Genomic DNA, 13,682 nt, shown 5'->3' with positions numbered 1-13,682 from the left:
GGCCCGTAACCGCACGGCGGCGGTTACGGGCCCCTCTTTGACGCGTCCTTACGCCTCCGGGTTGCGGAGGGCTGCCGCGGCCTGCTCGGCCTTGCGGTCCTTCTCGGCCCTCTCCTCGGCCTCCATCTCGGCGAAGACGTCGATGGGCGGCGGAGCCTTCGCGAGGAAGACCCAGGTCAGATAGACCGCGAGCAGGAACGGCGGGATCTTCAGCGAGACCAGCACCCAGCCGAACTGGGTGGTGTCGGCCCACCAGTACAGCGGGAAGAGGATCGCGCACTTGGCCAGCAGGATGAGGCCCCAGGCGTAACTGGCCTTGGTGTACGCCTTCTTCCGGCCCGGGTTACGGGTCCGCCAGGAGAGGTTCTCCTTGAAGACCGGGCCGAGGATCAGACCGATCAGCGGCACCCCGGCGGCGGCGGTGACGAGGTAGGCCGTGGCCAGCCCCAGGGTGTAGAGCATGCCCGGCAGGTAGAAGTCCTTGGCGTTGCCCGTCATCATCGCGAAGACGACACCGAAGGCCACCCCGAAGACGCCGCTGAAGGCATGCTTCACGGTGTCCCGGCGGATCAGTCGTACGGCGACCAGGGCCAGGGAGACGGCCAGGGCCGCGATGGCCGAGACGTGCAGGTCCTTGTTGATGGTGAAGATCGTGACGAAGAGCAGCCCGGGCAGGACCGTCTCCACCATGCCGCGCACACCGCCGAAGGCCTCGAAGAGGGCGGCTTCGGTGACCGTCTTCGACGCGGTGTCCTGCTGAGCGGCGTGCTTCCCGTCGGCGTTCTGCCGGTCGGTGGGGTGGGGCTGGTCCGTTTCGGACGTCGGCTTGTCGAGAGACGTCACCGGCTACTCCTTGGCGAGCGGTCGGAGTTCGTATGTGGGGTTGAACAGCACCCGGCGCCCCTGGCTCATGGCGACCCGGCCCGAGGCGATGATCCTGCGGCCGGGCTCTATGCCGACGATGGAGCGCCGGCCCAGCCAGACCACATCCAGCGGCTCGGTGCCGTCGAATAGCTCCGCCTCCAGGGCGGGCACTCCGGCCCGGGGACGGAGGGTGACGGTCCGCAACGTACCAGCCACCTTCACGATCTGGCGGTCGGAGCACTCGGAGATACGGGTGCATCCGGTGACCTGGGTGTCCTCCCGCAGCTCCTGGGACTCCAGGTCCTGCTGGGAGCTGGAGAGCCGGTCGAGCATACGGCGGAAGCGCCCGGACGGCCTCTCCGCCCTGCCGGCCTTCTCGTGTCGGGGAACAGCACTCATACCCGAAGGGTACCGGTCCCGCCAGCTGCGTACGGAGGCCTGGGGGACCACTCGAAAGGGTGACCGACGGGGTCAGCCACGCTCGAAGCGGTAGCCCATGCCCGGCTCGGTGACGAAGTGCCGGGGGTGCGAGGGGTCCGTCTCCAGCTTCCGGCGCAGCTGGGCCATGTAGACCCGCAGATAGTTGGTCTCGGTGCCGTAGGAGGGCCCCCAGACCTCCTGGAGGAGCTGTTTCTGGCCGACCAGGCGGCCGCCGTTGCGGACGAGGACCTCCAGCAGGTGCCACTCCGTGGGGGTGAGCCGTACGTCGCGGCCCGCGCGGTGCACCTTCTTCGCCGCCAGGTCGACGGTGAAGGCGGCCGTCTCCACGATCGAGGCGCCCTCCGTGACGTCGTGACCGACCGGTTCCGCGCGGCGTACCGAGGCGCGCAGCCGGGCCAGCAGCTCGTCCATGCCGAACGGCTTGGTGACGTAGTCGTCGGCGCCCGCGTCCAGGGCCTTCACCTTCTCGTCGGAGGTGTGGCGCGCGGAGAGGACGAGGATCGGGACCCGGGTCCAGCCGCGCAGCCCCTTGATCACCTCGACCCCGTCCATGTCCGGCAGCCCGAGGTCGAGGACGACGACGTCGGGGTGGAGGGCGGCGGCGAGCTGAAGGGCGGTCGCCCCGTCGGCCGCGGCGTCGACCTCGTACTGGCGGGCCTTCAGGTTGAGCACGAGGGCGCGCACGATCTGCGGCTCGTCGTCGACCACGAGCACCCGGGTCATCGCGGACCTGCCTTTCTGCTGTGCGGGCTGTACGGGGAGCGGATGGGGTACGGGGCGGCGCGGGGCGGGTCCGTCATGAGGCGGCCTCGGCCGGGAGCACCGCCCGGTCCTGGGGCAGTTCCCGGGCCGGTGCGGCGGTGAGCGTCAGGACCATGGTGAGCCCGCCGCCGGGGGTGTCCTCGGCGTCCAGGGTGCCGCCCATGGCCTCGGTGAAGCCCCGGGAGACCGCCAGGCCGAGGCCCACTCCGGCGCCGCGCGGGGCGTCACCGTACCGCTGGAAGGGCTCGAAGATACGCTCCTTGGCCTCGTCGGGGACGCCGCGCCCCCGGTCGACGACCCGGAGCTCGACGCGTTCCCCGAGGGCGCTGGCGGCCACCGCGATGGGCTCACCGCCGGGGCTGTACTTGACGGCGTTCTCGACGACGTTGGCGACGACCCGCTCCAGCAGCCCAGGATCGACGGCGACCATGGGCAGTGTCTCGGGGATGTCCAGGTCGACGCTGCCCTCGGGGACCCCGAGGAGAGCCATCGGCACGACCTCGTCGAGGTCGATCTCGCGGATCAGCGGGGTCACGGTGCCGGTCTGGAGGCGGGACATGTCCAGCAGGTTGCCCACCAGGTGGTGGAGCCGGTCGGCGCCGTCCTCGATGCCTTCGAGGAGCTCGGCCTCGTCCTCCGGCGACCAGGCGACGTCGTCGGCGCGCAGCGAGCTGACGGCGGCCTTGATCCCGGCGAGCGGGGTGCGCAGGTCGTGGCTGACGGCGGCGAGCAGCGCGGTTCTGATCCGGTTGCCCTCGGCCAGCCTGCGGGCCTGCTCGGCCTCCCAGACCAGGCGCTGGCGGTCCAGCACGACGGCGGCCTGGGCGGCGAAGGCGCCGAGCACCCGGCGGTCCTCGGCGGGCAGCACCCGGCCCGAGAGAGCGAGCGCCATGTTGTCGCCGACCGGCATGTCCACGTCCGCGTCGTCCGGCCGGGCGACCGGAGCCGGCCCGACGGATCCGGCGCAGGTCCACGGGTCGACGTCGCTGACCCGCTCCAGCAGCGCGACCGACTCCATCGCGAAGGTCTCGCGGACCCGCTCCAGCAGCGCGTCCAGGGCGGTCTCGCCGCGCAGCACGCTGCCCGCCAGGAAGGAGAGGATCTCCGACTCGGCGCGCAGCCGGGCGGCCTGGAGGGTGCGGCGGGCCGCCAGGTCCACCACCGAGGAGACCGCCACGGCCACCGCGAAGAAGATCACGATGGCGACGAAGTTCTCGGGATCCTGGACGGTGAGGGTGTGGGTCGGCGGGGTGAACCAGTAGTTCAGGAGCATCACGCCGACGGCAGCCGAGGCGAGGGCGGGCCGCAGTCCGCCGAGCAGGGCCGCGGCGACGGTCAGGAAGAGGAAGAGCAGGACGTTGTTGGCGAGGCCCTGACCGTTGTCCAGGCTGAGCAGCAGCAGGGAGAGCGGGACCGGGCCGACGACGCCGACGAGCCAGCCCCAGATGATCCGGGCCCGCCCGAGCCGGGCACCGCGGGCGATGGGCAGTCCGCGCCCCTTGGCGACCTCTTCGTGGGTGACGATGTGGACGTCCAGGTCGGGCCCGGACTCCCGGGCGACGGTGGCGCCGACCCCGGGGCCGTAGATGTACTGCCAGGTCTTGCGGCGGCTGGAGCCCAGCACGATCTGGGTGGCGTTGACCCCGCGGGCGAACTCCAGGAGGGCCGCGGGGATGTCGTCGCCGATCACGTGGTGGAACGTTCCGCCGACGTCCTCGACGAGGGTGCGCTGGACGGCGAGCTCCTTGGGCGACGCGGAGGTGAGCCCGTCGCTGCGCGCGATGTAGACGGCGAGGATCTCGCTGCCGGAGCCCTTGGCGGCCATCCGGGAGGCGCGGCGGACGAGGGTGCGGCCCTCGGGCCCGCCGGTGAGGCCGACGACGATGCGTTCACGGGCCTGCCAGGTGGTGCGGATGTTGTGCTCGTCCCGGTACTGCTGGAGGTATTCGTCGACCCGGTCGGCGGTCCACAGAAGGGCCAGCTCGCGCAGGGCGGTGAGGTTGCCGGGGCGGAAGTAGTTGGAGAGGGCGGCGTCGAGTTCGTCGGGCTGGTAGATGTTGCCGTGCGCCATCCGGCGGCGCAACGCCTGGGGCGACATGTCCACCAGCTCGATCTGGTCGGCCCGGCGCACCACCTCGTCGGGAACGGTCTCCTGCCGGCGTACGCCGGTGATCGACTCGACGACGTCGCCGAGCGACTCGATGTGCTGGATGTTGACCGTCGATATGACGTCGATCCCGGCCTTGAGGAGCATCTCGACGTCCTGCCAGCGCTTGGCGTTGCGGGAGCCGGGCAGGTTGGTGTGGGCCAGCTCGTCCACCAGGGCGACGGCGGGGGCGCGCTCCAGGACGGCGTCGACGTCCATCTCGGTGGAGAGGGCCGAACCGTGGGTGATCTCGCGGGGCCGGACCTGTTCCAGGCCGTGCAGCAGCGCCTCGGTGCGCGGCCGGCCGTGGTGGTTCACGAAGGCCACCACGCAGTCGGTGCCGCGCTCGGCCCTGCGGTGGGCTTCGGAGAGCATCGCGTACGTCTTGCCGACGCCCGGTGCCGCGCCCAGGTAGATCCGGAGTGTGCCGCGTCCCATGACCCCATTGTCTTCCTGCGTCCGGCCGTGTCGGTCCACGGCCGGTGGCGCCCGGTACGGCTGCCCCCTCGACGCTACTCCGCGCGGGTCCGGCAGCCGGGGCCGGGAGCTGTATTGACGGAACTCCGACGTGCGATCGACGGGACTCCGATGCGCGGCGGACAGGAAATAGCCGGGGGCCACACCCCGGATAGGGATGCGGCCCCCGGCCGCGATGCTGTGGTGACACGTACCGCTAGCGGACCTCGGTGATCTCCGGTCCGCGCTGGAGCTGGCCCATGCCGCCGGAGAACTTCGAGCCCTCCTGCTCCTCCTGCTGGACACCCTCGGGCACCATCTGGGCGTCGTTGGGGAGCTTGAGGACGATCGGGTCGCGGGGGGCCATCGGGCCCTCCCCGCGGACCACGACGGTGTCCCGGAAGATCGTCTCCAGCAGGCCCGCGGCCTCCGGCTGGACGGCGCCCTGACCGGAGATGACACCGCGCAGGAACCAGCGGGGGCCGTCGACGCCGACGAAGCGCACGAGCTGGACGCCGTTGGTGCCGTCGGGGAGCTGTACGGGGACCTGCGCGCGCAGCTCCCAGCCCAGCGGGCCCTCGACCTCGTCGATGATGCCGCCCTGCTGGGTGATGCCGGAGGCGATCTCCTCGCGGACCTCGCCCCAGATGCCCTGCCGCTTGGGGGCAGCGAAGGCCTGCAGCTGGACCGCGCTGTCGCGGAGCACGACGGTGGCGGCGACGATCGCGTCCCCGGCCACCTCGACCCTCAGCTCCATGCCCTCGACACCGGGGACGAAGATGCCGCCCAGATCGACCCGGCCCTCGCCGGGCTGGGAGACCTCGGAGAGGTCCCAGGGTCCGTCGGGCCGGGGAGCCGGCGGAAGATTCGCCCGCCGGGCGCCTGACGCGGCCCCGTCGGTACCCTCGTCGGCGACCTGCTCGGTCTCGCGCACCTCGTCCGCCGCGTCCTCGGCGGAACCACTCTTCTTGCGACGTCCGAACACGTCACTGTCCTTCCCGGTCGTATACGACCGAAGCGTAGCTGTTCCCACCGTGGGTGATCCCGCCCTCGGCGACGTCCACCGACGCGTGGCCGCCGGTGGACCCGAAGCCCCCTTCGGCCCGCGCCGAGCCGGGAAGTTGCGCCACCTCGTGGAAGCGCACCTTCTCGACCTGCTGGACAACCAGTTGGGCAATCCGGTCGAACCGTTCGAATCGCACGCTCTCGCGCGGATCGAGGTTGACCACGATCACCTTGATCTCCCCACGGTACCCGGCATCAACCGTCCCCGGGGCATTCACGAGGGCCACTCCGCAGCGGGCCGCGAGGCCGGAGCGGGGGTGCACGAAGGCGGCGTACCCGTCGGGCAGGGCGATCGAGACCCCGGTGGGCAGCACCACGCGCTCGCCGGGGGCGAGTTCGGCGGCCTCGGTGGTCACCAGGTCGGCCCCGGCGTCCCCGGGGTGTCCGTACGCCGGAATCGGCACGTCCGGGTCGAGCAGGCGGATCAGTACGTCGACGGGGCTGCGCATCAGGGGTTCACCTCGAAGGCTCGGGCACGCTTGACCTGGTCCGGGTCGGCCATGGCCGCCTGGATCTCGGCGGGCCGCCCGTTCTCGATGAAGTGGTCCACCTTGACCTCGATGAACAGGGCGTCGGCCCGCACCGCGACGGGCCCCTCGGGGCCGCCGATCCGGCCGGTGGCCGTGGAGTAGATCTTCCGGCCGTGCACGGCGGTGATGCGGGCGTCGAGGTGCAGCACGGTGTCCACCGGGACGGGGCGGACGAAGTCGGTCTCCAGCCGTCCGGTCACCGCGATCGTGCGCAGCAGCCAGTTCAGCGAGCCGAGCGTCTCGTCCAGGGCCGTGGCGAGCACGCCGCCGTGGGCGAGGCCGGGGGCGCCCTGGTGGGCGGGCTTGACGGTGAACTCGGCGGTCACGCTCACGCCCTCGCCTGCCCGCGCCTGGAGGTGCAGGCCGTGCGGCTGCCCCTCGCCGCAGCCGAAACAGTGCTCGTAGTGCGCGCCGAGGAGCTCCCCGGGGGCGGGGGCGTCAGGGTGCCGGACCGGGGCGACGGCGTCGGCCGGGGGTGTCAGAGCTGCTGATGTTCCACTCACAGGCGCAGACCTTACCCGCGCGGCGGTGTGCGGGTCCCGCCGTGCCAAGCTTGGCCCCATGCAGCCTTCCGCACCGCCCTTCGACGAACGTCTCACCGCTCCCCGTTCCTGGTGGTTCATCGCCTTCGGGGTCGGTGTCGCCTGTGCGCTGATGCTTCTGCCGCTCGGGTCCCTGCCGCTGCTCGCCGGGCTGGTCGGCGGCACGGCGGCGGCCGCGGCCGCGGTGAGCAGTTACGGCTCCGCCCGGATCCGGGTGGTGGCCGGGGCGCTGGTGGCGGGTGACGCCCGCATCCCGCTCTCGGCGCTCGGGGAGCCCGAGGTGCTGGACGCCGAGGAGGCGTACGCCTGGCGCACGCACAAGGCGGACGCGCGCGCGTTCATGCTGCTGCGCAGCTATGTGGGAACGGCGGTGCGGGTGGAGGTCACGGATCCGGAGGACCCGACTCCGTACGTCTTCCTCTCCACCCGGGACCCGAAGGGCCTGGAGGCGGCGCTGACGGCGGTTCCGGCGGCCTGAGGGGGCTGTACGAACGGATGGCCTCAGAGGCCTGTACGGACGATGGCCTGAGGAGCCCGTACGGACGATCGCGGGCTCAGCCCTCGATCTCCTTGGGCAGTACGACCGGTACGGCGGGCCGCTCCAGCGGGGGCAGCTCGGCGAGCCGGTCCCAGGGGATCCGGTGCTCGCGCAGGTCGTTCCTGACCCGGTCGGCGAGCTTGCGGGTGTCGCGGCGGTTCATCGTGGCCCCGACGGCGGCGCCGATCATGAACGGGATCAGGTTGGGCAGGTTGCGGGCCATGCGCTTGGTGATCTGCTGGCGCAGCTCGCGCTTCATCTGGCCGCCCAGGGCGGCGTTGAGTGTGGTGGGCCGGGTGACGTCGATGCCGCGCTCCTCCGTCCACGACGTCAGATACGCGGTGGAGCGCTGGGCCAGGTTGCCCGGCGGGCGGCGACCGTAGACCTCGTGGAGCTCGGCGACGAGCTTCATCTCGATCGCGGCGACGCCGGTGACCTCGGCCGCCAGCTCGGCGAGCATGGCGGGCGGTACGGGCAGCATGGCGACTGCGCCGATGCCCGCGCCGACGGTGGCGCTGGCCCGGCTCGCGCCCGCCACGAGCTTGTCGGCGAGCTCCTCGGGCCCCAGCCCGGGAAACTGCTTGCGCAGGGTGGCGAGATCGCGCACCGGGACGCGGGGAGCCGTTTCGATGATCCGGTCGGCCAGCTGGCCGGCCAGGGCACGGGCACTCTCCCCGCCCTCGCGCACCCCCCGTTTCACTGCGTGCAGGCGGCCTGCCCCGGTCGTGGGCTCCGCCTGATCCTTCTTTCCGCTCCGGTCCGGCAGGGCTGCCGCTCCCGCCACTTCGAGCGAGGCCGAACGGCCTCGCTCGTCGTCGGAGGTACCGGTAGCACCGGAGGGGTCCGGCAGGGCGGCGGACCGCTCGGCAGACGGGCTGACGCCTGCTGCCGGGCCTGGGCCGCCCTCGTTCGCCTCCGGTCCGTGCCGACGCCAGGGGCGCCGCTTCCGGAACGGTGTGTCGCCTGGCATGGCCGACCCGACCTCAGTCGCAGTCGCGGCAGATGGGCTGACCGTTCTTCTCGCGGGCCAGCTGGCTGCGGTGGTGCACCAGGAAGCAGCTCATGCAGGTGAACTCATCGGCCTGCTTGGGCAGGACCCGGACGGCCAGCTCCTCGTTGGAGAGGTCCGCGCCGGGCAGCTCGAGTCCTTCGGCCGCGTCGAACTCGTCGACGTCGACGGCGGATGCCGTCTTGTCGCTCCGACGAGCCTTGAGCTCTTCGAGGCTGTCCTGGTCCACGTCGTCGTCGGTCTTGCGTGGGGTGTCGTAATCCGTTGCCATGTCGCTCTCCCCCTCTTGGGTGTCTGCGGGTGTCTCAGCGCACGTAACGCGTGAGAGGCCGGACTTGTGCCCGACCTGAGGCGGAGATTTTGCCTCACATCAAGGTCTGTTACTCAATCGACACCCAACCGGTCGCCTCGGCGAGGCTCGGCTTGGGTGGCGATGGGGACCGTACACGGTCCCGACTGCGCAGTTCACAGGCGCCACCCCGTGTACTTCCCGTGATAACACCCCCCGAAAACCCGGACGATTACCGGCTTTCCGCATGAGGTGCGATCACGGAGAGTGGATGGCCCGAAAAAGGGCTCTGTGATCGATCACACACGGCTCGCCCGGGGACGGGTCCTGAAAATTCCGCCCAAAGCGAACATGGAGATTCGGTGCAGAGTCACACCGTGCGGCCTCTCAGACCGGCAGGGTGACGCGCATCACGAGACCGCCGCCTTCGCGGGGCTCCGCGATGATACGGCCTCCGTGGGCCCGCGCGACGGACCGTGCGATCGACAGGCCGAGTCCGACCCCCTTGTCGCTGCCCGTGCGCTCCGTGCGCAGCCGCCTGAAGGGCTCGAAGAGGTTGTCGATCTCGTACGCCGGCACCACAGGACCTGTGTTCGAGACGACCAGCAGGGCCTGGCCGGGCTGCAGGGAGGTGGTGACCTCCACCCAGCCGTCCTCGGCCACGTTGTAGCGCACGGCGTTCTGTACGAGGTTCAGCGCGATCCGCTCCAGCAGGACCCCGTTGCCCTGGACGACGGCGGCGGACCGCTCACCGCGGATCTCGACCTTCCTCGCCACCGCCTCCGTCCGGGCCTGGTCGATGGCACGGTCGGCGACCTCGGCCAGGTCGACCGGTTTGCGCTCCACGATCTGGTTGTCGCTGCGGGCCAGCAGGAGCAGCCCCTCGACCAGCTGCTCACTGCGTTCGTTGGTGGCCAGCAGCGTCTTCCCCAGCTGCTGGAGCTCGGGCGGGGCCTCCGGGTCGGAGAGATGCACCTCCAGCAGCGTGCGGTTGATCGCCAGCGGCGTGCGCAGCTCGTGCGAGGCGTTGCCGACGAACCGCTGCTGCGCGGTGAACGCCCGCTCCAGCCGGTCCAGCATGTCGTCGAAGGTGTCCGCGAGCTCCTTGAGCTCGTCGTCCGGGCCGTCCAGCTCGATCCGCCGGGTGAGGTCCGTGCCCGCCACCCTGCGCGCGGTCCGGGTGATCCGGCCCAGCGGTGACAGGACGCGTCCGGCCATGGCGTAGCCGAAGGCGAAGGCGATCACGCTGAGGCCGACCAGAGCGAGGAGCGCCCGGTTCAGCAGGCTGTCCAGCGCGTGCTGCCGCTGGGCCGCCGTACAGGCCTTGATGGTCTCGTTCAGCTGGTCGTTGTTGGTCGCGGAGCCCAGCTGCGGGCAGGTGTCACTGGCGATCAGCACGTTGTTGCCGCCGACCTTGAACTCCAGGCTCCCCGCGTCATGGAGGGCCTGGGCGGCCAGCATGTAGATGATCGAGAGCAGCAGGATGCCCGCGATCAGGAACATCCCGCCGTACAGCAGCGTGAGCCGTATCCGGATGGTCGGGCGCAGCCAGGGGTACGGGGGGTCCTGCTGCTTGGGCTCCCAGGTGGGCTTCGGAGGCGCCGTCGGGGGCGGCGGGGTGGCGGCCATGGTCCTCAGATCCGGTATCCGGAGCCCGGCACGGTGACGATGACGGGCGGTTCGCCGAGCTTGCGGCGGAGCGTCATGACCGTGACCCGCACCACGTTGGTGAACGGGTCGGTGTTCTCGTCCCAGGCCTTCTCCAGCAGCTGCTCCGCCGAGACGACGGCGCCCTCGCTGCGCATCAGGACCTCCAGCACCGCGAACTCCTTGGGGGCGAGCTGGATCTCCGCCTCGTCCCGGAAGACCTCGCGCCGGTTCGGGTCGAGCTTGATGCCGGCCCGCTCCAGGACGGGCGGCAGCGCCACCGTCGTACGGCGGCCCAGCGCGCGGACCCGGGCGGTCAGCTCGCTGAAGGCGAAGGGCTTGGGGAGGTAGTCGTCGGCGCCCAGTTCCAAGCCCTCGACCCGGTCGCTGACGTCACCGGAGGCGGTGAGCATGAGCACCCGGGTGGGCATGCCGAGCTCGACGATCTTGCGGCAGACGTCGTCGCCGTGCACCAGGGGAAGGTCCCGGTCCAGCACGACGACGTCGTAGTCGTTGACCCCGATGCGCTCCAGGGCCGCGGCCCCGTCGTAGACGACGTCGACGGCCATGGCCTCCCGGCGCAGTCCGGTGGCCACCGCATCGGCGAGCAGCTGCTCGTCCTCGACGACGAGTACGCGCACAGCGCAGTCCTTCCCTAGGTACTTCAACGGGTTCACACAGCGAACGGCCCCCGAGGGAGGCCGACTGTGTGCGTCCATCCTGCCCGCAACGCGTATAAACCGGCGGTAAGACGGCGCTGGGCCGACCGGGCCCGGGGAATGGGGCGGAATTACCGCCCAGCTGAGGTTTCTCCGAGACCGCGTGTGGGGATGAGGGGTTCACACCCGCGATCACGCCCGGCCCGTGGCATCTCACGGCCCCGCTCCTTTCCCCGGAGAAGCGGCGAGATCACCCGCCCCTCCGGCTCTCCCGCCGGAGGAATCCCGGGCACACCCCCGTGCCACCGACCCACGATGAGGGGGCGCATCATGGACGCTTTCACCGCAGGTCTGCTGCAACGCATCAAGACCACCGAGTCCGACCTCACGCGGGCTCGCGAGGACGGCGACGACTTCCTGGCGGATGTCGAGCAGGGCGAGCTGGACGACCTGCACCGCCTCGCGGCCGAGCACGGCGTGGAAATCGGCGCCACGAGCGTCTGAGCCGTACGACAGAGGGCCCCGGATGCCGACAACGGCACCGGGGCCCTCTCCTGTACCGTGCGGCCCCCACGGCTCTCACCAGGGCCTCCGGTCGGGCAGAGGCTCAGTCGTGCCAGGCGCCCAGCTCTTCCAGGGCGGCCTGCAGCGGCTCGAAGACACCGGGGGTGGCGGCCACCGTGAGATCGCCGTCGGCCGGAAGTCCGGGGCGGCCGCCGGTCAGCGCGCCCGCCTCCCGCGCGATGAGGTCACCCGCCGCCAGGTCCCAGGGGTGCAGTCCGCGCTCGTAGTACCCGTCCAGCCGGCCCGCCGCCACGTCACAGAGGTCGACGGCCGCCGAGCCGCCCCGCCGGATGTCGCGCAGCCTGGGGATCAGCTGCTGGGCGACGTCCGCCTGGTGGCTGCGGACCTTGCTGACGTAGTTGAAGCCGGTCGAGACGAGTGCCTGGTCCAGCGGCGGGGCGGGGCGGCAGCGCAGGGCGTTGCCGTTCGCGTACGCACCGCCGCCCAGGACCGCCTGGTAGGTCTCCCGGCGCATCGGGGCCTCGACGACACCCACGACCCGCTCGCCGTCGCGTTCGGCGGCGATGGAGACCGCCCAGGTCGGCAGGCCGTACAGGTAGTTCACGGTGCCGTCGAGCGGGTCGATGACCCAGCGGATGCCGGTGGAGCCCGGGGAGCTGGCCCCCTCCTCACCGAGGAAGCCGTCGTCGGGGCGGAAGTCGGAGAGGTAGCCGGTGATCAGCTTCTCGGCGGCGATGTCCATCTCGGTGACGACGTCGATGGGGCTGGACTTGGTCGCGGCCACCCCCAGGTCGGCGGGGCGGCCGTCGCGCAGCAGGGCTCCGGCGCGGCGGGCGGCCTCCAGGGCGAGGTCGAGCAGTTCGGACAGGGCGGGGTCGGTCACGGTGCTCCCAGGGGACTCGACGGAAACGGGGCTTTACGCCTACGGGCGGTGGCAGCGGCCCTACGCGTACGGGCTGTCGGCGCCCGCCGCCGCGGGCTTGGGGGCCCTGGCCGGGCAGCAGCCGACCGGACAGAGGTCGTGGGAGGGACCGAGGGAGCCGAGCGCGCAGGGCTTCGCCTCACGCCCCCGCTCGCTCGCGGCACGCTCCAGCACCAGGTCCCGTGCGGCAGCGGCGAAGCGCGGGTCGTCGCCCACCGTCGCGGACCGGCGGACCGGCAGCCCGAGCTCGGCGGCCTTGGCGGTGGCCTCGGTGTCGAGGTCGTACAGGACCTCCATGTGGTCGGAGACGAAGCCGATGGGCGCCATCACGACCGCGGGGACGCCCTCGCCGTGCAGGGTCTCCAGGTGGTCGCAGATGTCGGGCTCCAGCCACGGGATGTGCGGGGCGCCGCTGCGGGACTGGTAGACGAGCTGCCAGGGGTGGTCGACGCCGGTCTCCTCGCGCACGGCCTCCACGATCAGCCGGGCCACGTCCAGGTGCTCCGCGACGTACGCCCCGCCCTCGCCGTGCGCCTCCATGGGCCCCGAGGCGTCGGCGGCGGAGGTCGGGATGGAGTGCGTGGTGAAGGCGAGGTGGGCGCCCGCGCGGACGCCCTCGGGCAGGTCGGCGAGGGAGGCGAGCACCCCGTCCACCATGGGCTCCACGAAGCCGGGGTGGTTGAAGTAGTGGCGCAGCTTGTCCACGCGCGGCACATCGAGGCCCTCCGCCTCCAGGGCGGCCAGCGACTCGGCGAGGTTCTCGCGGTACTGGCGGCAGCCCGAGTAGGAGGCGTAGGCACTGGTGGCGAGGACGGCGATGCGGCGGTGCCCGGCGGCCGTCATCTCGCGCAGGGTGTCGGTCAGGTACGGCGCCCAGTTGCGGTTGCCCCAGTAGACCGGGAGGTCCAGGCCGTGGCCGGCGAAGTCCTTGCGCAGGGCGTCCAGCAGCGCGCGGTTCTGGGCGTTGATCGGGCTGACCCCGCCGAAGAGGAAGTAGTGCTGCCCGACCTCCTTGAGCCGTTCCTCGGGGATGCCCCGGCCGCGGGTCACGTTCGCCAGGAACGGGACCACGTCGTCAGGGCCCTCGGGACCGCCGAAGGAGAGCAGCAGCAGAGCGTCGTAGGGAGAGGGATCGCGCAGATCGGACATGGCACCGATCCTGCCACCCGCCGCTGACAGTGCGGCAACCGACATCCGACGCACCGTCGGGAACCCGCCGGGGCGCTCCGGAAGCTGCTTTCGGCCACTGCCCGGGAGGGCCACGGAATCGACTTCCCGGCCGCCGCC

The 13,682-nt window shown here is 71.6% G+C and carries 15 protein-coding genes; 2 read left to right on the top strand and 13 right to left on the bottom strand.

Going from position 1 to position 13,682, the window contains the following annotated elements; genetic code table 11:
- Positions 1-48: 48 nt before the first annotated feature.
- From ABZ154_RS01885 to ABZ154_RS01855, 7 genes are all read right to left on the bottom strand, one after another.
- Positions 49-843: a DUF3159 domain-containing protein gene (locus tag ABZ154_RS01885; protein WP_356828083.1), complete on the bottom strand. Its 795-nt coding sequence runs from the start codon at positions 841-843 to the stop codon at positions 49-51.
- 3 nt (positions 844-846) lie between these two features.
- Positions 847-1,263: an OB-fold nucleic acid binding domain-containing protein gene (locus ABZ154_RS01880; RefSeq protein ID WP_356828081.1), complete on the bottom strand. Its 417-nt coding sequence runs from the start codon at positions 1,261-1,263 to the stop codon at positions 847-849.
- 72 nt (positions 1,264-1,335) lie between these two features.
- A complete protein-coding gene (locus ABZ154_RS01875) occupies positions 1,336-2,028 on the bottom strand; it encodes a response regulator (RefSeq protein WP_356828079.1) in 693 nt (230 codons plus the stop codon).
- Positions 2,029-2,101: 73 nt separating this feature from the next.
- On the bottom strand, positions 2,102-4,651 hold the full coding sequence (locus ABZ154_RS01870; RefSeq protein ID WP_356828077.1) for a sensor histidine kinase KdpD: 2,550 nt from the start codon (positions 4,649-4,651) through the stop codon (positions 2,102-2,104).
- Positions 4,652-4,886: 235 nt separating this feature from the next.
- The gene (locus ABZ154_RS01865) at positions 4,887-5,654 is read right to left on the bottom strand and encodes a DUF3710 domain-containing protein (RefSeq protein ID WP_356828075.1); all 768 of its coding nucleotides are present in this window, start codon (positions 5,652-5,654) and stop codon (positions 4,887-4,889) included.
- Between the two features lies 1 nt (position 5,655).
- Positions 5,656-6,183: a dUTP diphosphatase gene (gene dut, locus ABZ154_RS01860; RefSeq protein ID WP_356828073.1), complete on the bottom strand. Its 528-nt coding sequence runs from the start codon at positions 6,181-6,183 to the stop codon at positions 5,656-5,658.
- On the bottom strand, positions 6,183-6,767 hold the full coding sequence (locus ABZ154_RS01855) for a PaaI family thioesterase (RefSeq protein ID WP_015611957.1): 585 nt from the start codon (positions 6,765-6,767) through the stop codon (positions 6,183-6,185). The genes dut and ABZ154_RS01855 overlap by 1 nt, the downstream gene beginning before the upstream one ends.
- Positions 6,768-6,825: 58 nt before the next feature.
- On the opposite strand from ABZ154_RS01855, the gene ABZ154_RS01850 reads away from it, so the two are divergent.
- Complete coding sequence (locus tag ABZ154_RS01850) at positions 6,826-7,284, top strand: DUF3093 domain-containing protein (RefSeq protein ID WP_356828071.1); 459 nt, start codon at positions 6,826-6,828, stop codon at positions 7,282-7,284.
- A gap of 76 nt (positions 7,285-7,360) precedes the next feature.
- Here ABZ154_RS01850 and ABZ154_RS01845 read toward each other — a convergent pair whose 3' ends face one another.
- From ABZ154_RS01845 to ABZ154_RS01830, 4 genes are all read right to left on the bottom strand, one after another.
- Positions 7,361-8,314 carry a hypothetical protein gene (locus tag ABZ154_RS01845; protein WP_356828069.1) on the bottom strand — a complete coding sequence of 318 codons (954 nt, stop codon included), beginning with the start codon at positions 8,312-8,314 and terminating at the stop codon, positions 7,361-7,363.
- Between the two features lie 13 nt (positions 8,315-8,327).
- Entirely contained in the window at positions 8,328-8,624 is a 297-nt protein-coding gene (locus ABZ154_RS01840) for a DUF4193 domain-containing protein (RefSeq protein ID WP_003965732.1), read from the bottom strand.
- 405 nt (positions 8,625-9,029) lie between these two features.
- On the bottom strand, positions 9,030-10,271 hold the full coding sequence (locus tag ABZ154_RS01835; protein ID WP_356828067.1) for an ATP-binding protein: 1,242 nt from the start codon (positions 10,269-10,271) through the stop codon (positions 9,030-9,032).
- 5 nt (positions 10,272-10,276) lie between these two features.
- Positions 10,277-10,930: a response regulator transcription factor gene (locus ABZ154_RS01830; RefSeq protein WP_151510567.1), complete on the bottom strand. Its 654-nt coding sequence runs from the start codon at positions 10,928-10,930 to the stop codon at positions 10,277-10,279.
- Between the two features lie 348 nt (positions 10,931-11,278).
- Between ABZ154_RS01830 and ABZ154_RS01825 the strand changes: the two genes are divergently transcribed.
- The gene (locus ABZ154_RS01825) at positions 11,279-11,452 is read left to right on the top strand and encodes a hypothetical protein (protein ID WP_162888441.1); all 174 of its coding nucleotides are present in this window, start codon (positions 11,279-11,281) and stop codon (positions 11,450-11,452) included.
- Between the two features lie 103 nt (positions 11,453-11,555).
- Here ABZ154_RS01825 and ABZ154_RS01820 read toward each other — a convergent pair whose 3' ends face one another.
- Positions 11,556-12,356: an inositol monophosphatase family protein gene (locus ABZ154_RS01820; RefSeq protein ID WP_356828064.1), complete on the bottom strand. Its 801-nt coding sequence runs from the start codon at positions 12,354-12,356 to the stop codon at positions 11,556-11,558.
- A gap of 60 nt (positions 12,357-12,416) precedes the next feature.
- Complete coding sequence (locus tag ABZ154_RS01815) at positions 12,417-13,544, bottom strand: ferrochelatase (protein WP_356828062.1); 1,128 nt, start codon at positions 13,542-13,544, stop codon at positions 12,417-12,419.
- Between the last annotated feature and the right edge of the window lie 138 nt (positions 13,545-13,682).

Source organism: Streptomyces sp. NPDC006261, assembly GCF_040613515.1.
Lineage (GTDB): Bacteria > Actinomycetota > Actinomycetes > Streptomycetales > Streptomycetaceae > Streptomyces.
Note: the sequence above shows the minus strand (reverse complement) of the source record. Positions and strands in the feature narration are given on the sequence as shown.

Coding starts and splice junctions, on each gene's coding strand:
- ABZ154_RS01880 (WP_356828081.1), bottom strand. CDS start 1,263: ATGAGTGCTGTTCCCCGACACGAGAAGGCCGGCAGGGCGGAGAGGCCG.
- ABZ154_RS01875 (WP_356828079.1), bottom strand. CDS start 2,028: ATGACCCGGGTGCTCGTGGTCGACGACGAGCCGCAGATCGTGCGCGCC.
- ABZ154_RS01870 (WP_356828077.1), bottom strand. CDS start 4,651: ATGGGACGCGGCACACTCCGGATCTACCTGGGCGCGGCACCGGGCGTC.
- dut (WP_356828073.1), bottom strand. CDS start 6,183: ATGCGCAGCCCCGTCGACGTACTGATCCGCCTGCTCGACCCGGACGTG.
- ABZ154_RS01850 (WP_356828071.1), top strand. CDS start 6,826: ATGCAGCCTTCCGCACCGCCCTTCGACGAACGTCTCACCGCTCCCCGT.
- ABZ154_RS01845 (WP_356828069.1), bottom strand. CDS start 8,314: ATGCCAGGCGACACACCGTTCCGGAAGCGGCGCCCCTGGCGTCGGCAC.
- ABZ154_RS01840 (WP_003965732.1), bottom strand. CDS start 8,624: ATGGCAACGGATTACGACACCCCACGCAAGACCGACGACGACGTGGAC.
- ABZ154_RS01835 (WP_356828067.1), bottom strand. CDS start 10,271: ATGGCCGCCACCCCGCCGCCCCCGACGGCGCCTCCGAAGCCCACCTGG.
- ABZ154_RS01825 (WP_162888441.1), top strand. CDS start 11,279: ATGGACGCTTTCACCGCAGGTCTGCTGCAACGCATCAAGACCACCGAG.
- ABZ154_RS01815 (WP_356828062.1), bottom strand. CDS start 13,544: ATGTCCGATCTGCGCGATCCCTCTCCCTACGACGCTCTGCTGCTGCTC.